The sequence below is a fragment of the Aquibium sp. ELW1220 genome (assembly GCF_030398385.1).
Taxonomy (GTDB): Bacteria; Pseudomonadota; Alphaproteobacteria; order Rhizobiales; family Rhizobiaceae; genus Aquibium.
Map to the genome: position 1 here is coordinate 1 of NZ_JAOAOQ010000022.1, position 18063 is coordinate 18063.

At 68.4% G+C, this 18063-nt stretch carries 16 protein-coding genes and 1 pseudogene; 5 read left to right on the forward strand and 12 right to left on the reverse strand.

All coding sequences use genetic code 11. The features are described from left to right. Positions 1-313: pseudogene (locus N1F91_RS18860) on the reverse strand (IS110 family transposase); the annotation flags it as partial. A gap of 867 nt (positions 314-1180) precedes the next feature. On the opposite strand from N1F91_RS18860, the gene N1F91_RS18865 reads away from it, so the two are divergent. Both N1F91_RS18865 and purU read left to right on the forward strand, forming a co-directional pair. Further along, positions 1181-2131 carry an AEC family transporter gene (locus N1F91_RS18865; protein ID WP_289994584.1) on the forward strand — a complete coding sequence of 317 codons (951 nt, stop codon included), beginning with the start codon at positions 1181-1183 and terminating at the stop codon, positions 2129-2131. A 54-nt stretch (positions 2132-2185) separates the two neighbouring features. Further along, positions 2186-3061 carry a formyltetrahydrofolate deformylase gene (gene purU, locus N1F91_RS18870; RefSeq protein WP_289994585.1) on the forward strand — a complete coding sequence of 292 codons (876 nt, stop codon included), beginning with the start codon at positions 2186-2188 and terminating at the stop codon, positions 3059-3061. Positions 3062-3452: 391 nt separating this feature from the next. Here the strand turns inward: purU and N1F91_RS18875 are convergent, their stop codons facing one another. The 5 genes from N1F91_RS18875 to N1F91_RS18895 form a co-directional block, all read right to left on the reverse strand. Then, a complete protein-coding gene (locus tag N1F91_RS18875; protein WP_289994586.1) occupies positions 3453-6665 on the reverse strand; it encodes an efflux RND transporter permease subunit in 3213 nt (1070 codons plus the stop codon). Next, complete coding sequence (locus N1F91_RS18880) at positions 6662-7621, reverse strand: efflux RND transporter periplasmic adaptor subunit (protein WP_289994588.1); 960 nt, start codon at positions 7619-7621, stop codon at positions 6662-6664. Before N1F91_RS18880 ends, N1F91_RS18875 begins: the two co-directional genes overlap by 4 nt. A 16-nt stretch (positions 7622-7637) precedes the next feature. Further along, a complete protein-coding gene (locus tag N1F91_RS18885; RefSeq protein WP_289994591.1) occupies positions 7638-7838 on the reverse strand; it encodes a DUF2892 domain-containing protein in 201 nt (66 codons plus the stop codon). Positions 7839-7932: 94 nt separating this feature from the next. Beyond that, on the reverse strand, positions 7933-9240 hold the full coding sequence (locus N1F91_RS18890; protein WP_289994593.1) for an FAD-dependent oxidoreductase: 1308 nt from the start codon (positions 9238-9240) through the stop codon (positions 7933-7935). A gap of 246 nt (positions 9241-9486) precedes the next feature. Continuing rightward, positions 9487-9789, reverse strand: coding sequence for a hypothetical protein (locus N1F91_RS18895; RefSeq protein ID WP_289994594.1), 303 nt, complete (start codon positions 9787-9789; stop codon positions 9487-9489). Between the two features lie 157 nt (positions 9790-9946). On the opposite strand from N1F91_RS18895, the gene N1F91_RS18900 reads away from it, so the two are divergent. Then, a complete protein-coding gene (locus N1F91_RS18900; protein WP_289994595.1) occupies positions 9947-10543 on the forward strand; it encodes a Uma2 family endonuclease in 597 nt (198 codons plus the stop codon). Positions 10544-10636: 93 nt separating this feature from the next. On the opposite strand, the gene N1F91_RS18905 is transcribed toward N1F91_RS18900, so the two are convergent. After that, positions 10637-11584: a cupin domain-containing protein gene (locus tag N1F91_RS18905; protein ID WP_289994596.1), complete on the reverse strand. Its 948-nt coding sequence runs from the start codon at positions 11582-11584 to the stop codon at positions 10637-10639. A gap of 139 nt (positions 11585-11723) precedes the next feature. Here N1F91_RS18905 and N1F91_RS18910 point away from each other — a divergent pair, with 139 nt between their 5' ends. Continuing rightward, the gene (locus N1F91_RS18910) at positions 11724-12530 is read left to right on the forward strand and encodes an IclR family transcriptional regulator (RefSeq protein ID WP_289994597.1); all 807 of its coding nucleotides are present in this window, start codon (positions 11724-11726) and stop codon (positions 12528-12530) included. A 136-nt stretch (positions 12531-12666) separates the two neighbouring features. Beyond that, positions 12667-13485: an IclR family transcriptional regulator gene (locus tag N1F91_RS18915; RefSeq protein ID WP_289994599.1), complete on the forward strand. Its 819-nt coding sequence runs from the start codon at positions 12667-12669 to the stop codon at positions 13483-13485. Here the strand turns inward: N1F91_RS18915 and N1F91_RS18920 are convergent. From N1F91_RS18920 to N1F91_RS18940, 5 genes are read right to left on the reverse strand one after another with little or no spacing between them, the layout of a single operon-like run. After that, positions 13476-14075: a pentapeptide repeat-containing protein gene (locus N1F91_RS18920; protein ID WP_289994602.1), complete on the reverse strand. Its 600-nt coding sequence runs from the start codon at positions 14073-14075 to the stop codon at positions 13476-13478. The genes N1F91_RS18915 and N1F91_RS18920 overlap by 10 nt on opposite strands. Beyond that, positions 14075-14542, reverse strand: a complete 468-nt coding sequence (locus N1F91_RS18925) for a flavodoxin domain-containing protein (protein WP_289994603.1) — start codon at positions 14540-14542, stop codon at positions 14075-14077. Before N1F91_RS18925 ends, N1F91_RS18920 begins: the two co-directional genes overlap by 1 nt. Continuing rightward, complete coding sequence (locus N1F91_RS18930) at positions 14542-15762, reverse strand: FAD-dependent oxidoreductase (protein ID WP_289994604.1); 1221 nt, start codon at positions 15760-15762, stop codon at positions 14542-14544. The genes N1F91_RS18925 and N1F91_RS18930 overlap by 1 nt, the downstream gene beginning before the upstream one ends. Further along, on the reverse strand, positions 15759-17258 hold the full coding sequence (locus tag N1F91_RS18935; protein WP_354670553.1) for an aldehyde dehydrogenase: 1500 nt from the start codon (positions 17256-17258) through the stop codon (positions 15759-15761). The genes N1F91_RS18930 and N1F91_RS18935 overlap by 4 nt, the downstream gene beginning before the upstream one ends. Then, positions 17258-18061, reverse strand: a complete 804-nt coding sequence (locus N1F91_RS18940; protein ID WP_289994605.1) for an aspartate dehydrogenase — start codon at positions 18059-18061, stop codon at positions 17258-17260. Before N1F91_RS18940 ends, N1F91_RS18935 begins: the two co-directional genes overlap by 1 nt. Positions 18062-18063: the final 2 nt, after the last annotated feature.

Below are 18063 nucleotides of genomic sequence, written 5' to 3' on the forward strand. Positions count from 1 at the left end.
GCACGCGCGCATCGATGCGGTCGGTCTTGGCGAGGCCGAAGGAGCGGGCATAGGCGCTGATCTGGGTGCCGTGGCCGCGATGGGCGGGGATCGACAGGCCGTTCAGGACGCCGAGCAGGACATCCTCGTAGCCGCCGGTTGCCTCGCACACGGCGAGATCATGGCCGCGGAATTCGGCCAGCGCCTGGCCCAGCGCCTCCGGCTCATTGTCGACGGTGAAGGTTCGGCCCGACGCGAGGTCGTGCAGCGTGACGGAGTGCTTGGCGACGTCGCAGCCGACGACGCGGTGGAATTGCGGACAATCGTGGATCATGATGGGCCTCCGGCTTCGGATTGTCTTCGGGTGCGTCCCAAGGGGCGTCCCGTTCACGTCAGCAAGCGAGCGAAGCCGGGCCGGCGGGTACCCTTGATGAGGACGGACGAAAATCCGAACCTGAGACGGGAGCCCGCCGGCGCCAGCGCCCGTCTGGCCAGACGGGCGCTGGCGAACCAGCTTCCCCGACAGTTAAGCACATCGACGACAGACAATCCTGAGGCGCGAGCGGAGCGAGCCTCGAAGGACGCACGACCGTGCCGCCGCGGGCTTCGTGACCCGCCTCGCTGCACCGGCGTGGTGCGTCCTTCGAGGCTCGCCCGCGGAGTGAACGGCCGCTCGCCGAAGGTGGTGCGGGCTCGCACCTCAGGATGAGGACCGTGGGTGGCCTGCGTTGCCCGATGCGGAGCCTGGCTGCGCCAAACCTCGCCACGAGGACCCCCGTGCAAGCCCATTCCTGTATACATGATTGATCCCATTGTCGTTCCCCACGAAGCCGCGCATGCCGTCCCTCGCTTTGGCGCCAAGTTCGCAAATCGAATCCGGATTCGTACGGAGACTCTTGCATACCAAGACCTTTTTGCGATTGCGTCGACAGCTTCGGGAAAGTGCAGAGCCATCCGATGTCGGGCCGCATCGGGTTCTTGTGCGTGTTCCCTGGTTGACAGTGCCGTTATGGATCGACAGTATGCATACATGCGCGTCGCTGATGGAGGGCTCGACGGTGCCCCGCCTGCCAGACATCGCCGACCGGAAAACAATCACGCCCCTTGCCCGCGCCCCGGTCAGGCTCTACGCCGCATCCGATCAGTTCCCGCGCGCCAGCCGGCGCCCGCTCGCACCAATACGCAAACCCAAAACGGCCCGATGCCCGCCATCCTCCCGCTGATGTTTCCGATCCTGTTCCTGATCGGCCTCGGCTTCCTCGCCGGCAGGACGGGCTATGCGACGCCCGCCCAGATCGACGGGCTGGCGGGTTTCGTGGTGAATTTCGCGCTGCCCGCGATCATCTTCTCCACATTTACCGGCCAGCATCTTGGGGAGACGATCAACCTCCCCTTCCTCGCTGTCTATGCCGGCGGATCGATGATCGCCTTCGCCGTCGTCTTCGGCGTCATGCGCCTCGTGCTGCGGCGGCCGCTGACGGCGGCGGCGATCGGCGCGCTGGGCGGCACCGGCTCCAACACGGGCTTCATCGGCTTTCCGGTGGCGTCGCTGGTGATCGGCGCGCCGGCCTTCGTGGCGATGCCGCTGACGATGCTGGTGGAGAACATCCTGATCATCCCGCTGGCACTGACGCTGGCCGAGCTCGGACGGAACGGCGGCGGCTCGGTGGCGGGCCTGCTCGGCGGGACCGTACGGCGGCTCGCGGCCATGCCGCTGATATGGGCGATCTTCGCAGGCACTGCGCTGTCCTTTGCCGAGGTGCCGGTTCCCGCCCTGCTCTCGACTTCGGTCGACCTGCTCGGCCGCGCCTCCGCGCCGGTGGCGCTGTTCGTGGTGGGCGGGGTGGTGGCCAGCCTGAACCGCGGCGACGTGACGGCGGATATCGGGCCGGTCGTCATCGGCAAGCTCGTGGTGCATCCGCTGGCCGTGGCCGGCATGCTTCTTGTCATTCCCGGCGTTCCGGCAGGACTTGCCGCATGTGCGATAGTTTTCTCGAGCGCCTCGATGCTAACGATCTATCCCGTCCTCGCCCGCCGCTACGCGCTGGAGACGAAGGCCGCCGCAGCGCTGATCATCGCGACCGTGGCCGGTCTCTTCACCGTGTCGGCCGTGCTGGCAACGCTGCTGACCCGCAGCGACGGAGCCTTCTGACCCGCCCGGGCGCCGCGATCCTCCCGCCGCGCCGCCCAGGCCCGACCTGACCGAATGGAGACCAACTTGGCTGACGAACCTCTGATCCTTTCCGCTTCCTGCTCCAACAAGCCGGGCATCGTGGCCGCCCTGTCGAAGGCGATCTTCGACATGGGCGGCGACATCGCCGACCTGCAGCAGTTCGACGACCACGGCACCGGCCAGTTCTTCTCGCGCGTGGTGTTTTCCGGCGCCACGGCACCGATCGGGGCGCAGAAGGCGCGCGACCTGCTGGCGCCCGTGCTGGCGCCCTTCGAGATGAACTGGTCGCTGCGCGCCCGCAACGAGCGTCGGCGCGTGCTGATCATGGTGTCGCGCTTCGACCATTGCCTGGCCGACCTGCTCTATCGCTGGCACATGGGCGAGCTGAACATGGAGATCGCCGGCATCGTCTCCAACTATGCCCGCGACACCTATCCGAACCTCGCCTTCGGCGACATCCCGTTCCACCACCTGCCGATCTCGAAGGAGACCAAGGCCGAGCAGGAGGCGAAGCTGCTCGACATCGTCAAGGCTGGCGAGGTCGATCTCGTCGTGCTGGCGCGCTACATGCAGATCCTGTCGGAGGAGATGACCGAGCACCTGGCGGGGCGCTGCATCAACATCCACCATTCTTTCCTGCCCGGGTTCAAGGGCGCGAAGCCCTACCACCAGGCGCACGAGCGCGGCGTGAAACTGATCGGGGCGACCGCCCACTACGTCACCAGCGATCTCGACGAAGGGCCGATCATCGAGCAGGACATCGAGCGCGTGAGCCACCGCGACACCGCCGAGGAACTGGTGCGCAAGGGCCGCGACATCGAGCGCCGCGTGCTCGCCCGCGCGGTGCGCGCCCATCTGGAAGACCGCGTGCTGATGAACGGCATGCGCACGATCGTGTTTCCGGATTAGGCCTCGCCGGGACGCTTGACCGGTTGCATCTCCCTTGCCGTTTCCCGGTGAGCAGATACCTTTGGCATCGGGCGGGTCGTCATCCTCGGGCTTGTCCCGAGGATCTGCCGACTTGAGTGAGGTTGGTGCCCGGAGCGTTCCGCGTGACAGCAATACCGTCAAGAAGTCCGGACGTGGGTAGATCCTCGGGACAAGCCCGAGGATGACGGCGAAGGTGTTGCTCCGATAGTCAGCCGCAAGGGCCGTTGGTTAAGCGCTGTCGGGACCGCTTCGTCGTCCCGACACCCTTCGAAACGAGAAAAGCCCCGTCCGGCACTGGCCAGGCGGGGCTTTTCCGTTGGGGACCGTCACTGACGCGTCAGGTCCGCCGCATGGGAATCGGTCGCGCAGGTCAGGTGCGCAGCACCCGATAAATGGCTGGTATGACCAGAACGGTCAAGATGGTCGAGGATGCCAGCCCGAACAGCAGCGAGATCGCCAGCCCCTGGAAGATCGGGTCGGTGAGGATCACGGCGGCGCCGATCATGGCGGCGAGCGCCGTGAGCAGGATCGGCTTGAAGCGGATCGAGCCCGCCTCGATCAGGATCTCGGTCAGTGACCGGCCGGCACCGTCGGCGTGGCGGATGAAGTCGACGAGCAGGATCGAGTTGCGGACGATGATGCCGGCCAGCGCGATGAAGCCGATCATCGAGGTGGCCGAGAACGGCGCCCCGAAGAGCCAGTGCCCGCCGAGGATGCCGATGAAGGTGAGCGGGATCGGCGTCAGGATGACCAGCGGCACCTTGAACGAACCGAACTGCGCGACGACCAGGATGTAGATGCCGAGCAGAGCCACCATGAAGGCCGCGCCCATGTCGCGGAACGTCACCCAGGTGACCTCCCACTCGCCGTCCCACAGCAGCGTTGGGACCGATTCGTCCTGCGGCTGGCCGTGCAGCGCGATCACCGGCTTCTCGAGCCCCGTCCAGTCCTGGGCGTCGATCGCCTCCTGCACCGCCAGCATGCCGTAGAGCGGTGCCTCGAAATCGCCGGCGAGCTCCGCCGTCACCATCTCGGCAGCGCGGCCATTGTGGCGGAAGACCGGGTAGGACGCCGTCTCCGCGTTCAGTTCCACCACGTCGCCGAGTTCGACGACCCCGCGCGCGCCGGGCAGCACGTTGGCAGGGATCGGCGTGGTCAGGAAGCGCTCGTCGAGCGTACGCTCGCCCTTCGGCCGCTCCAGCCTTATCGCGATCGGCTGGCGCCCGCCGCCGCGATGCGAATATCCGACCGTCTGGCCGCCGTTCAGGATGCCGATCGTGTCGAACACGTCGCCCTCCTCCACCCCGAAGAATTCGAGGTCGTCGGTGGAGATCGTCAGCCGCAGCTTTCGCGCCTGCTCGCCGTAGGAATTGTCGACGTCGACGATGAAGGGCACGGAGCGGAACGCCGCCTCGACCTTCGCGGCAACGAGACGCCGCGTCTGCGCATCCGGTCCATAGATCTCGGCCAGAAGCGTCGCCATGACCGGGGGTCCGGGCGGCGGCTCGACGACCTTGAGGCTGGTGCCAGCCGGCACCGGCAGACCGGCGATGCGCTGGCGGATGTCGAGCGCGATGGCATGGCTCGAGCGCGACCGCTCGGCCTTGGGCAGGAGGTTGATCGCGACCTCGCCCTGCTGCGGCTCCGTCCTGTAGAAGGAATGCCGGACAAGGCCGTTGAAGTTGAAGGGGCCGGCGGTCGCCGCATGGGTCTGGACCGACTTCACCTCCGGCAGCGCGAGCACCTCTCCCGCCACGGCCTGCGCCACCGCATCGGTCGCTTCCACGGACGCGCCTTCGGGCAGGTCGATCGTCACCTGCAGCTCCGACTTGTTGTCGAAGGGCAGCAGCTTCACGGTGACGTCCTTGGTGTAGAACAGCGCCAGCGAGCCCAGCGTGAGTGCGCCGACGGCAAACAGGAAGAGCCAGCTGCGCGCCTTCGACGCCAGGATCGGCCGGGCGACTGCCGCGTACATCTTTCCGAGCATGCCGCCATGGGCGTGGTCGTGATGGGCGGGCATCGGTGCGTTGCCCGCCGTCTTCAGCATCAGCCAGGGCGTGACGATGACGGCGACGAAGAAGGAGAAGATCATGGCGGCCGACGCATTGGCCGGGATGGGGCTCATGTAGGGACCCATCATGCCCGAGACGAAGAGCATGGGCAGGAGTGCAGCGACCACGGTGAGCGTTGCCACGATGGTGGGGTTGCCGACCTCGGCCACCGCCTCGATGGCGGCCCGCTTGCGATCGCGCCCGTCGCCCATGCCCCAGTGACGGGAGATGTTCTCGATGACGACGATGGCGTCGTCGACCAGGATGCCGATCGAGAAGATCAGCGCGAAGAGCGAGACGCGGTTCAGCGTGTAGCCCATGACGCGGGAGGCAAACAGCGTGAGCAGGATCGTGACCGGGATGACCACGGCCACCACGACCGCTTCGCGCCGGCCGATGGAAAACCAGACCAGCAGGATGATCGACACGGTGGCCAGGCCGAGGTGGTAGAGGAGTTCGTTCGCCTTCTCGTTGGCGGTCTCGCCATAGTCGCGCGTGACCTCGACGGCGATGTCTTCGGGAATCAGGTTACCCTCGAGGCTTTCAACCCTGTGCAGGATCTCTTCGGCCACGGTGACGGCGTTGGAGCCCGCGCGCTTGGCGACGGCAACGGTCACCGACGGCACGCGGACCAGACCGCCCTCGCCGCGCGTGACGGTGGCGACATAGGTGTCGGCGCCGTCCTCGGCGAAGCCGATGTCGGCCACGTCGCGGACATAGACCGGGCGGCCGTCGCGGGCGGTGAGCAGGAGATTGCCGATCGCGGCGGGCGAGCCAAGGGTTTCGCCGGCCACCAGCATGACCTGATCGCCGCCGTCGCGGACGCGGCCTGCGGGGAAGGCGCGGTTGGCGCCCTGCACCTTGCCCGCCAGCTGCTGCAGCGTCACGCCGAACAGCGCGAGCTTCTCGGGGTCGGGCGCGATGCGGATGCGCTCGTCCTGGTCGCCGACGAGATAGGTCAGGCCGACATCGTCGATCTTGGCGATCTCGGTGCGCAGTTCGCGCGCGATCCGCGTCAGGGTGTTGGCGGTGATGGCGTCGGCGGCTTCCGGCTTCGGCGACAGGGTGAGCGAGACGATGGCGACGTCGTCGATGCCGCGCCCGACGATCAGCGGCTCGGGCACGCCGACCGGAATGCGGTCCATGTTGGCGCGCACCTTGTCGTGGACGCGCAGAACGGCCGAGTCCGACGAGGTGCCGACGATGAAGCGCGCCGTGACCAGCACGCCGTCGTCCTGCGTCTGCGAATAGACGTGCTCGACGCCGTCGATGCCCTTGACGATGGTCTCGAGCGGTTCGGTGACGAGCTTGACGGCGTCCTCGGCCTTGAGGCCGGAGGCATCGACGCGGATGTCGACCATGGGAACCGAAATCTGCGGCTCCTCCTCGCGCGGCAGCGTCATCAGCGCGATGAGGCCGAAGGCGAAGGCGGCGATGAGGAACAGCGGCGTCAGCGGCGAGGAGATGAAGGCCCGCGTCAGGCCGCCCGCGATGCCGAGCGACGTGCCGTGCGGTGTCTCGGGGGATGTCATGGCAGCTCCACCACGTCACCGGCGGACAGGCCGGTCAGGACTTCCAGCGTGCCGGCGTCGCCGACCAGCGGCTCGCCGAGAACGACCGCGCGTTCCACGGGCTGGCCGTCGCGCATGACGGAGACGAAGTCGATGCCCGAGCGGGTCGTCACCGCTGCGCGCGGAACGGCAATTCCCTTCCGTTCGCCGACCGGAACCTCCACGAGGACGCGCGCGTCGACGAAGGCGCTGTCGAGGCCTTCGACCTCGACGTCGGCGACGACGCGGCCATTCTCGATCTGCGGATAGATCTTCGCCAGGCGGCCGGTCAGTTCCTTGCCGTTGCCGGTGATGCGGATGTCGGCGCCCGGCACGAGAGTGGCGGAATGGCGTTCGGGGATGGCGAGCCGCAGGAAGAAGCCGCCGCCGCCGAGCGTGGCGATCTCTTCGCCCGCCATCACGACCGCGCCGCGGGTGACGGGCACGGTGAGCACGCGGCCGTCGGCGGGAGCCAGAACGGCGCCTTCCTGGCCCTGCTGCACGACGACCGAGCGCTGCGCCTGCGCCGCCGCGATCTGGTTGAGCGCCACGTCGACGTCGGTCCTCAGCTGGTCGAGCCGCTGCGCCGTCGCGATGCCCTTGTCGACGAGGGACTGGCCACGCTCGAGTTCGGACTGCGCCCTGGCGAGCTGTGCCTCGAGGGCGCGGAGCTGGGCGTCGTAGGAGGCGATCTGGAACTCGATCTTGTCGTCACGCACGGTGGCGATGCGATCGCCCGCCTTTACCTCGTCGCCTTCGGTCACGAGCAGCTCGACGACGATGCCGCCGATCCGCGAGCGGGCCGGCACGAGGTCGCGCGCCTCGATGCGGCCGTAGACGGCCTTCCATTCGGTGATGGCGATCGGCTCGATAGTCAGCCCGGCCGCCGCCGCCGGGGCGGCGGCGAGCAGGACCGCGGTCAGGAGGGCAATGCGCATGACGGTGTTCCCGTTGTCAGAAGGCGCAGCCCGGCTTCACGCCGAACAGCTTGAAGATGGATGCCGCCGGGCAGAAGCCGGTGAAGGCGGACTGCAAGAGGTTCAGGCCGATGAAGACGGTGAACCAGACGAAGAGCGGCGACACCCAGACCGTCAGAACGACGGACAGGAGGACCATGATACCGGCAAAGGCGAGGACGGAACGATCGAGGGACATGGGTGAATCTCCAATTCGAATTATCACATGATCACTTATGCATGTGTTATGGAAAGTGCAAGGCCCTGGACGCCATTCTCCGATGCGGATCTGGTCAGGCCTGTGGCGCGCCGGTGCCGCCGCCGATCCGGACTTCCTTGAGCTTGTCGATGCCGAGCACCTGGAGCGCGAGTTTCTCGTAGAAGGGCTCGGACTGTCCCGACCGGATCTTGTGCAGGAAATACTTCTCGAAGCCGATCTTGGCGGTGTGGACCCACTTCCCCGACGCCGACCAGTTGACGTTGCGCGGCGGGATCTGCGGCTGCGCCACGAAGGCGATGCCGGAATCGCCGAAATCGGCCAGGCAGACCGCGTTCCAGGTACCCTGGGCATCGGGCGCCTTGCCCTCGACGAGGCGGGCGATGTTGTGGGCGGTGGCGGTGACCATGGATTCGATCATGAAACCGGTTTTCGGCACGCCGACCGGGACCGGCGTCTTGCCGACCGGCGGGATGGCGACGCAGACGCCGATGCCGAACACGTCCGGATAGGCGGGATTGCGCTGGTGCTCGTCGACGAGGATGAAGCCGCGCGGGTTGGTGAGACCCTCGATGCCGCGGACGGCCTCGACGCCGCGGAAGGCGGGGAGCATCATCATGAAGCTCTGCGGCACCGCGTGGACCTCCCGGACGGTGCCGTCCTCGGCGATCTCGCTGGCATGCAGCATGCCGGGCTCGATCCTGTCGACGCGGGCGTTGCAGATCCACTTGATGTGATGCTGGCGAAGCTCGCTCTCGAGCAGGCCCTTGGTGTCGCCGACGCCGTCGAGACCGAGATGGCCGACATAGGGTTCGGATGTCACGAAGGTCATCGGCACGCGGTCGCGCACCCTGGCGTCGCGCAGGGCCTTGTCGAGGATGAAGGCGAATTCATAGGCGGGGCCGAAGCAGGATGCGCCCTGCACGGCGCCGATCACGACCGGACCAGGATTGGCGACGAGGCGGTCGAAGGCCTCCTTCGCCTGCAGCGCGTGGTCGACGTGGCAGACCGACTGGCTGTTGGCGGCCGGACCGAAACCCTCGATCTCGTCGAAGGCGAGATCGGGGCCGGTGGCGATGACGAGGTAGTCGTAGGACAGGCGCGCGCCGTCGCTCAGCTCGACCTGCTTCTCCTTCGGATGCACCTTCGCGGCGCCCTGGGGATGGAGGTCGATGCCGCGCTTTTCGAAGACCTTCGTCAGGTCGACCTCGATGGCCTCCCTGCTGCGCCAGCCGACCGCCACCCAGGGGTTGGACGGAACGAAGGAATAGCGGCTGCCCTTGTTGACGACCGAAATCCTGTGCTGCCTTCCGAGCGCGTCGCGCAGCTCGTAGGCCATGATCGTGCCGCCAAGTCCGGCGCCCAGAACGACCACATGTGCCATGTCTTCCACCTCCCTCGCATCGTGCGAATGCCGCAGGCGTCAGCCGACGACAGGATGTGGATAAGCTTTGGCGGAGCGGGCGTCCTTGACCTCCGTCAACACCGGTTCCGTGCCCGGAGCGCCGAAAGACATGGCAACCGGTCTCTTCCCCGGAGGATTTTACCAACTCGTCGGCTTGCCTGCGACCGCGCCCGGGTGGTCGGTGACGTCGTCAGACGGGGTTTTGCCGCCTGCAGACACGCCTGCTCAATTCAGCGTCTCGTCCAGCAAACCGTTCATCGCGTCGGCCATTGCCTTGCGCGTGGCGGCAGGCACCATCGGGAGATCCAGTCGACGCTCGTGCAGCATCTCAAGCATCTCGCTGTAGGTGATGTCGAGCCGGTCCATGACGATGTGGCGATCCAACCCGCCGGCGGAGAAGCGCCGCAGCAGGTCGTCCGTCAGGTCCAGCCGGGTTTCCGTGGTCTTCGGTTTCATGGTGCCATACCCCTGGAAACGCTCACCCAGCCGTTTCCAGCCACGGTCGGGCAACAGGACGCACAGTACCACACGGCGAGGTCTCCACTCCACCCTCCATCAGCCAGCCGCAGTTGACGTGCCAGACGGTCGCAGCCCGGCGCCGGCGCGTCGATCCTGGCTTTACCCGAGGCGAGCGACCGAAACCGTGGTACAGTGCGGATCGACCGCCAAGGCAGGAGCACTCTCGTTGGGGATCCCGGAACACGAACGACTGTCTGCCGAGGCGTTTCTCGTTTGGGTCGAGAAACAAAGCGAGCGATTCGAACTGGTCGAAGGCGTGCCGATCCGCATGATGGCGGGGGCCAGACAAAGCCACAACGTGGCGACGAGCAACATTCTCGTGGCACTCGCTCCCTCCGCAAAGGCGATGGGCTGCCGCACGACGTCGAGTGACACGGCCGTCAAGACGGGGACGTCCGGCGTCCGCTATCCCGACATCGTCGTGGATTGCGGCCCGCCCGACCCGTCGGCCAAGGCAGCGACACGGCCGACCGTCGTCGTCGAAGTCTCGTCACCGGGGACCCTGGCCGTCGACCTGACCGACAAGATGGATGAGTACCGGGCGCATGACGACATCCGGGTCATCATGCTCGTGGAGCCGGATGTCGTCTTCGTGAAAGTCTACCGACGCGAGACGCATGGCCGGTGGACCGTCGAGAGGTACGATGGCCTCGACCAGACGGTGGTACTGCCCGAGGTGAATGCTACCGTTTCGCTTCGCGACATCTACGACACGCTTGAACCGAAGTCCCGCCCGCGCCTGAACGTGGTCGCGGACGATTGAGCCGAACCTCCAGCCTGTCGCGGGCACCGGCGCCAGATATGCATCGGGGGCGCCCGGCGGACGCCCCCTGGAGACGATCAGACTTTGGCGCGCTCAGGCGGCTTCGTAGGCGACGCCGTCGTCCCCGGCGGTGCCGATGACGTGCCAGACGGTGGCGGCGCCGGCGCCGTCGTTGCGGATCCAGTGCTTCTGGCCGGCGGGCGTCTTGACGAGATCGCGCGGTCCGAGTTCGACCTCGACGGTCTTGCCGTCGTCTTCCCAGCCGACGACCAGCGAGCCTTCGAGGACCAGGAAGGCATCCTCGACCGGGCGGACAAAGGGCTTCAGCGCGACGCGGGACGGGATGCCCCACATTTCCTTGCGGCAGCTGTCGTTGGCAAGCCCGCCCTGACCGACATAGACCTTGCGGGTGAAGCCGGCCTTTTCCCAGATGGTGGGCTGCTGCGCGTGGCGAACGACGTATTTCGCCATCAGCTGCTGCAGCGGATGGCTGCCCTTCGGGTCGAACTTCATGGTCTTGCCGGGCTCGGCGCCGAAGCTGCGGGCGAGTTCGGGAGCATGGTCCTTCGGGTGGTAGTGGTAGACCGGCGGCAGCGGCTTGCCGACGTCGACCGAGATGGTCATCAGCACCGGCTCGACGCCGTCGACGCGGAAGCCGTGGCCGATCTCGCGGGCGTTGAGGATCATGTCCTTCGGCCCGAGATTGACCTCGACGACCTCGCCGTCCTTCTCCCAGCCGACGACGAGCGCGCCGTCGATGATCAGGAAGCTCTCCTCGATCTCGTGGCTGTGGCAGGCGGCGTACTTGCCCGGCTCCTTGTAGATGAGGCTGAGGGTAAAATGGTCGGGCTTCAGCGTCGTCGTGTCGCCGACCTTGGGCGAGCCGCCGGCGCCGATGTAGCGCATCTGGGCGCGGGCGAGATCGGCAAAGCCGACATTCGACGGAAAGGCCTTCCAGTCGAAGGTCTTGTCGGTGAAGCGGCCGGTGTGGGCGGCGAGCGCCTCGGCAAGCGTGTCGAAGTTCCGGTACTGTGCGGTCATGGCGGGTTCCTTCCTGCTGTCAGCCTCGAACTGACACGAACCTAGCCGCGATGGACTTTGCCGGCGAGGCGGCGTTTTGCTGGCAAAGCAGGCTTCTTCGTTGTAGGACGGCCACAAAACCGCGACCGGAGCAGCAGCGATGGCAGACGATCCCGACGGCGACCGCTATCTCGTTCCAGGACTGGTGCGCGGACTGACGGCGCTGAAGCTGTTCACGCCGGAGCGGCCCGCGCTGACGCTGGCCGAGATCGCGCGGGCGCTCGGCATCTCGCGCTCGGCGGCGTTCCGCACCGTCTACACGCTGACCGAGATGGGGTGCCTGCTGCATGACGAGCGCGAGCAGCGCTATGCGCTCGGCCCCGGGGTGATGCGGCTGAGCTATGGCTATTTCGCCACGCGCGAGGTGGTGGAGATCGCGCAGGGCGAGCTGGAAAAGCTGCGCGGCGCCACCGGCTGGTCGGTGCATCTGGGGGTGCGGGACGGCACATCGGTGCTCTACCTGATCCGCATCGCCGGCGACCGCCACAACGCGGCGATCGTGCAGGTGGGCAGCCGGCTGCCGGCCCGCAACACGACGCTGGGGCGCGTGCTTCTGGCCGATCTGGAGGAAGCGGAACTGATGGCGCTGTTCCGGGCCGACGCGGCTGGCCTGTCGAAGGGCAGATCCCCTGCCCTGCCCGGCATCCTGTCGCGCGCGGCGCAGGACCGAGTGGCCGAGGTGGTCGTGCATGCCGGCGATTTCGAAGCGGGCATCGTTTCGGCCGCAGCCCCCGTGCGCGACATGACCGGACGGGTGGTCGCGGCCATCAACGTCACCGCGCCGCACACGCCGGAGGCCGTCGCCGACCTGGACGGCGCGGTGCGGGACGCACTGCATGCCGCCGCGCGCAGGATCTCGCGCATGCTCGGCTGGGACGGCGCGATGCGGGCGGCGCAGGCGCACTGAGCGGGGATTGCGCGCTCCCGCCCGCCCGGCGGGTCGGGATGACGTTGCAGCCCCCTCCGGCAGTCGCTAAGACAGCGATCCGTTCACTATTGGACAGCGCGTTCAACGATCTTCGCACCGGCGGGAGGAGCCAGGCTTGCCAGACATCGCACCATCCGAGGCAAAGGCGCAGACCTATGGCGTGCCGCCGGTCAGCCGCGCGATCGCGGTGATGCGCTACATCGCCGCCGGCAACCGCTGCCGCAACCTGAGCCACGCCGCCAAGGCGCTGGGGATCAACCGGACGACGCTGATCCGCATCCTGGCCACGCTGGCGGAGGAGGACATGATCGAGGAAGTGCCCGATTCGGGCGGCTACCGGCTCGGAACCAGCCTGATCGCACTCGCGGCGCAGTCGCTCAACGAGCGCGGCATCCTGCAGGTCTCGCGGCCGGTGCTGCGGCGGCTGGTCGACGAGCTGAACCTGTCGGCGCATCTCGGCGTCATCGAGGGACGCGAGATCATCTATCTGGCGCGCGAGACGCCGAACTCGCATCTGGCGAGCATGGTGCGCGAAGGGACGCGCCTCCCGGCGCATGCCACGACGATCGGGCGCATTCTCCTGGCGCAGCTGTCGCGCGCGGTCCTGCACGACCTCTACAAGGACGTCGACCTGCCGGCCTATACCGACAAGACCCGCACGAGCCTCGCCGCACTCGAGGAGCAGCTTTCGGCCGACCGGGCGCGCGGCGTGGCGTGGAGCGTCGGCTTCTTCGAGCCCGAGATCGGCTCGGCGGCGGCGGCCGTGCTGGACCACCAGGGCCGCGCCGTCGGCGGGATCAACGTCACAGGCCACTCGAGCGCCTTTGCTCCAGGCAGCCCGACGGCGGGCAAGATCGAGGAAACGCTGAAGCGGGCCGCGCGGTCGGTCTCCGAGGCGCTCGGCTATCGCGGCTGGGGCTCGGATCAGCTGTAGGTGTAGCCGAAGGCGATGCCGGTCTCGGGCAGGCTGAGCGGCGCATTGCCGCGGCGCGCGCGCCTTACCCAGACACGACCATGCGCCTGGACGTCGGCGAAATCGGCCTGTGCAGGAAGAGACGCGCCGTCGGCCCAGAAGCCGCCGAGCCATTCGGCGCCGGCAAAGCCGGTCTCACCGGCGAAGGCGGCTTCGTGGAGCGAGAAGTTGCCATAGCCGACCATCGCGGCGAAATCGGCGCCGGCCGCGAAGCGCGCCCGGTCGAACAGGCCGATGCCGCGGAACTCGGCCGCGTGGAAATCCGCGTCTGCGGTGAAGCGGGCATCCTCGAAGCGCGCGTCATTGTGGAAGACGGTGCCGCCGAAACGCGCCGGCCCGCCGAACTCGGCGCCTCGGAACCAGGCGAGGCCGAGGAAGCGCGCGCCCGTGGCGTCGAGGCCATCGGGGAAGCGTGCGCCCGAGAAATCGATGCCGGTGAGGTCCAGTCCGGCGAGATCGAGCGGTCCGTCGACGGTGACGCCCCTCAGATCGACGTGTTCGCCGTGCCGCCAGGGAGCGACGAGCGCCTCGCGGACGGCGGCGGGCTCCATCAGGCGTCCTCGCCGACGAGGTTGGCGGCCGTCTCGACGACCGCCCGAGCCCAGGGAAAGGCGAGATCCTCGGCCATGTCCGGACCGGACGCGTCGTGCGTGACCCGCTCGCCGACCTGCACGGCACCGCGCGCGGTCATCAGGGCCGCGAGCTTCTCGCCGCCGCCGTTGAATGTGTCGTGGTACTCGCTGTCGCCGAGGCCGAAGATGGCGAAGTGGATGCCGGAGAGATCGGGCGCCTTCGCCTCCACCGCCTTGGCGAAGGGCTGCGCGGAGGCGGGAAGATCGCCGTCGCCATAGGTCGACGAGACCAGGATGTAGAACGTGGCGGCATCGAAGCCGGCGGGGTCGACGGCCGACAGGTTCTTGCAGACGACCTCGTGGTCGCCCTCGAGTTCGGCGGCAAGGTCCTCGGCCAGCATCTCGGCATTGCCCGTCTCGGTTCCGTAGAGAACGGCGATCTTCATCAATGGCTCTCCTTCTGGTCTCCACCGGCCGCGAGCGACAGCATCGCGGCGCGGTCGGCGATCTTGGCGCGGCAGCGGCCGGGCGGCGGGGTGGCGGTCTCGGCCGCGTCGATGCGCGTCCAGCCGTCATAGGTCACCACGCCCGGCAGGCAAGCGAGGAGTTCGCCGCGCTGCCCGGTCGCGGGCATGGCGTCGAGATCGGCGAGGATCAGGGAGGCGAGCGCCTGGGCGTCGGCGCGGTTGTCGGGGATGGTGCCGCGCGGACCGCGCGCGAACCAGCCCGCGCCGTAGAGCCCTGGCGCCATCCGGACGGCGGAGCCGCTCTGCGCCGTCGCGGTCTCGCCGTCGAAGCCGATGGCGGTGAGGATCGACGTCGCGGCGAAGCGCTCCTCGCCTCCGTCGGGCGCGGCGCAGAGAAGGCCGGTGACGTGCCCGGCGCCCTCGACCGCCAGGGGCCGGCGCGCGAAGACGAAGCGGATGCGTCGCGCTCCTGTGCCATGGCCGCGAAGCGCAGCCAAGGCCTCCAGGGTCCGCGTGCCCTCCTCCGTCTCTGCCGTTCCGAGGTCTTCGACCGAGATCGACACCCCGCCGAGCCGAACGAGTTCCTTGAGCATGACGGCGTCGAAGCGAGCGGCCGAAGCCGGAGAGCGGCCGAGAATGGTGATCTCCTCGATGCCGCTGCCCGCAAGCCAGGCCGTGGGTCCGGGACCGAGGTCGGAGCCGTCGAGTTCGCCGGGCGTCTTGGCGAGCAGTCGCAACAGGTCGATGGCGACATTGCCGTTGCCGACGATCAGCGGCCGGGGACCGAGCGGGGGCAGCGGCTCGGCGTCGGGATGCTCGTAGAGCGCGCGGGTGATGCGGCCAGCGCCGTAGACGCCCGCGAGGTCGTCGCCCGGAACGCCGAGCCGGCGGTCGGCCGCGAGGCCGGTGGCGATGACGACGGCGTCGTAGGCCTCGCGGAGCGCCTCGAGCGTCAGGTCGCGGCCGATCGCGACGTTGCCGAAGAAGCGCGCGCCCTGGCGCTCGAACAGCCGGGAGAACTGGCGCGTGATGGCCTTGGTGCCCTGATGGTCGGCGGCTACACCGTAGCGGACGAGGCCGTAGGGGACCGGCAGGCGGTCGAGGACGTCGACCTGAAGCTCCGGGCGCGCCTTCAGGAGCGCCTGTGCGACGAAGCAGCCGGACGGCCCCGCCCCGACGATCGCAACGCGACGGCTCATCGGATCGCCTCCCCCGCCCAGGGATGCGGCGCGCCGGTAAGGTCGTGGTAGAAGCTCTTCTGCGTCATGTAGGCGCGCAGGCCCTCGCGGCCCTTCTCGCGGCCGAGCCCGCTCTCCTTGTCGCCGCCGAAGGGCGTGGCGATGGAGAACTGCTTGTAGGTGTTGACCCAGACGGTGCCGGCGCGGATGGCGCGGCCGACCCGCATGGCCTTCGGGAAATCGCGCGTCCACAGCCCGCAGGCAAGGCCGTATTCGTTGTCGTTGGCCTGCGCGATCACGTCGGCCTCGTCGTCGAAGGGGAGGACGACGAGCACCGGGCCGAAGACCTCCTCGCGGCAGATGCGGGCCGTGTTGGGCACGCCGGCGAGAATCGTCGGCAGAAAATAGGCGCCGCCGTCGTAGTCCGGTCCCTCGGGCGCCGCGCCGCCGCACAGCACCTCGGCGCCTTCGTTCCGCGCCATCTGGACATAGGCCGCGACGCTGTCGCGATGCTGGAGATGGACCAGGGGCGCCACCTGCGTGGCGGGATCGAAGGGATGGCCGACCTTCAGCTTGCGCGTCGCAGCGACCAGACGTTCGACGAAGCCGTCGTGGATCGACCGCTCGACGAAGAGGCGCGAGCCGGCGATGCAGCTCTGGCCGGTGGATGAGAAGATGCCGAACAGCACGCCCGCGAGCGCGACGTCGATGTCGGCATCGGCAAAGACGATGGTGGGCGACTTGCCGCCCAGTTCGAGACTGACAGGCATCAGCTTTTCGGCCGCCTTGCGGGCGAGCGCGCGGCCGGTCGAGGTGCCGCCGGTGAAGCTGACGCGGCCGATGTCGGGATGCTCGACGAGCAGGTTGCCGATCTCGGAGCCAGCGCCGGGCAGCACCGAGAACAGGCCGGCCGGGAGGCCCGAGGCTTCCACGATGCGGGCAAGCTCCAGCGCCACCAGCGGCGACCAGGAAGCGGGCTTGAGCAGCACGGCGTTGCCGGCGGCGAGTGCCGGCGCCACCTTCTGCGCGTCCGACGCGATCGGCGAGTTCCACGGGGTGATGGCGGCGACGAGGCCGATCGGCTCGTGCATGGAGAGCGTCAGCGCGTCGCCGCGCTGCACGGTGGCGAGGTCGTCGGAGGTTTCGAGAACAGCGCCGTAGTAGCGGAAGGTACCGGCCGCCGAAGCGGCGAGCGCGCGGGTCTCGCGCAGCGTCTTGCCGGTGTCGCGGGTCTGGATGAAGGCGATGCGCTCGACATTCGCCTCGATGCCGTCGGCGATACGGTAGAGGAAGCGCGCGCGCTCGTGCGGCTTCAGCCGGCGCCAGGCCGGATCGGCCTGCGCTGCCTTCGCACGCGCGATGGCGCGCTCGCCGTCGGCGATCGAGGCGCCGCGGAGCACGCGGTTGACCGAGCCGTCGGCCGGAAAGATCGAGACGATTTCGGCGCCGGTGCCCTCTTCCCAGACGCCGCCGACGAAGAGGCGGCCGTCGGGCAGGTCGATCGCATGTGCGTCCATCAGATCACCACCGGTCCCTGCCTGTTCCTGATCTCGCGCAGCACGCTCATGATGGTGGCGAGCGAGGTCTTCGCATTGCCCGAAGGCGCGTTCTCGATGCGCATCGTCACCCGCGCCACCGGCGACACGGCCTCGAATTCGTGCACGTTGCCGGGAGCCGACGGATCGGCGACGAGCACGACACGCGTCGCCTCAAAGCCGGCGCCGGCGAGCGCGAGCGTGGCGGCCACGTTGGCGTTCTTGGGATAGGCGGTCGCCGCCTCGCGCGCCGTGCCCTCGAAGATCACCGCCGGGCGGTCGAGCGCGGCGAGATCGACGACGGCCTCGGCCGGCGTGCCCGCCCAGGCCTTCGGCGGCTTGGTGCCGGTATAGCGTACCTGGATTTCGCCGCCGGCGCCGAGTGCCGAGAGGATGTCGATGCCGCCGACCGCGCCCGCCGGCAGGATCATGCGGGAGCGCCCCCCGACGGCAGCGTCGCGCAGACGCCGGGACAGAGCCTCGTCGGCCAGCGCGCCGATGGAGACGACCACGACGTCGAGCCCCGCGCGCAGCAGCGGCGGCACGAAGGCATCGACGGCGGAATGGCCGGCGCATTCGACGACGAAATCCGGCCGTTCGGCAAGCAGCGCATCGACGGACGTGACGGCGGCGACGGGAATGGCGCCGTCGCCGAAGGAGGCCGGCACGTCGGCCTCGCGGCCCGGCCGCACCAGCACGGTGACGGCCTCGATGCCCGAGACCGCGGCGAGATGGCCGGCGAGCGTGCGGGCGATGGTGCCGTATCCGATCAGGCCGAGACGCATCG

Excerpts from the sequence above, each read along its gene's own strand:
- N1F91_RS18940 (WP_289994605.1), bottom strand. The coding sequence starts at position 18,061 with ATGCGTCTCGGCCTGATCGGATACGGCACCATCGCCCGCACGCTCGCC.
- N1F91_RS18930 (WP_289994604.1), bottom strand. The coding sequence starts at position 15,762 with ATGAGCCGTCGCGTTGCGATCGTCGGGGCGGGGCCGTCCGGCTGCTTC.
- N1F91_RS18935 (WP_354670553.1), bottom strand. The coding sequence starts at position 17,258 with ATGGACGCACATGCGATCGACCTGCCCGACGGCCGCCTCTTCGTCGGC.
- purU (WP_289994585.1), top strand. The coding sequence starts at position 2,186 with ATGGAGACCAACTTGGCTGACGAACCTCTGATCCTTTCCGCTTCCTGC.
- N1F91_RS18905 (WP_289994596.1), bottom strand. The coding sequence starts at position 11,584 with ATGACCGCACAGTACCGGAACTTCGACACGCTTGCCGAGGCGCTCGCC.
- N1F91_RS18890 (WP_289994593.1), bottom strand. The coding sequence starts at position 9,240 with ATGGCACATGTGGTCGTTCTGGGCGCCGGACTTGGCGGCACGATCATG.
- N1F91_RS18885 (WP_289994591.1), bottom strand. The coding sequence starts at position 7,838 with ATGTCCCTCGATCGTTCCGTCCTCGCCTTTGCCGGTATCATGGTCCTC.
- N1F91_RS18910 (WP_289994597.1), top strand. The coding sequence starts at position 11,724 with ATGGCAGACGATCCCGACGGCGACCGCTATCTCGTTCCAGGACTGGTG.
- N1F91_RS18875 (WP_289994586.1), bottom strand. The coding sequence starts at position 6,665 with ATGACATCCCCCGAGACACCGCACGGCACGTCGCTCGGCATCGCGGGC.
- N1F91_RS18925 (WP_289994603.1), bottom strand. The coding sequence starts at position 14,542 with ATGAAGATCGCCGTTCTCTACGGAACCGAGACGGGCAATGCCGAGATG.
- N1F91_RS18865 (WP_289994584.1), top strand. The coding sequence starts at position 1,181 with ATGCCCGCCATCCTCCCGCTGATGTTTCCGATCCTGTTCCTGATCGGC.
- N1F91_RS18880 (WP_289994588.1), bottom strand. The coding sequence starts at position 7,621 with ATGCGCATTGCCCTCCTGACCGCGGTCCTGCTCGCCGCCGCCCCGGCG.
- N1F91_RS18920 (WP_289994602.1), bottom strand. The coding sequence starts at position 14,075 with ATGGAGCCCGCCGCCGTCCGCGAGGCGCTCGTCGCTCCCTGGCGGCAC.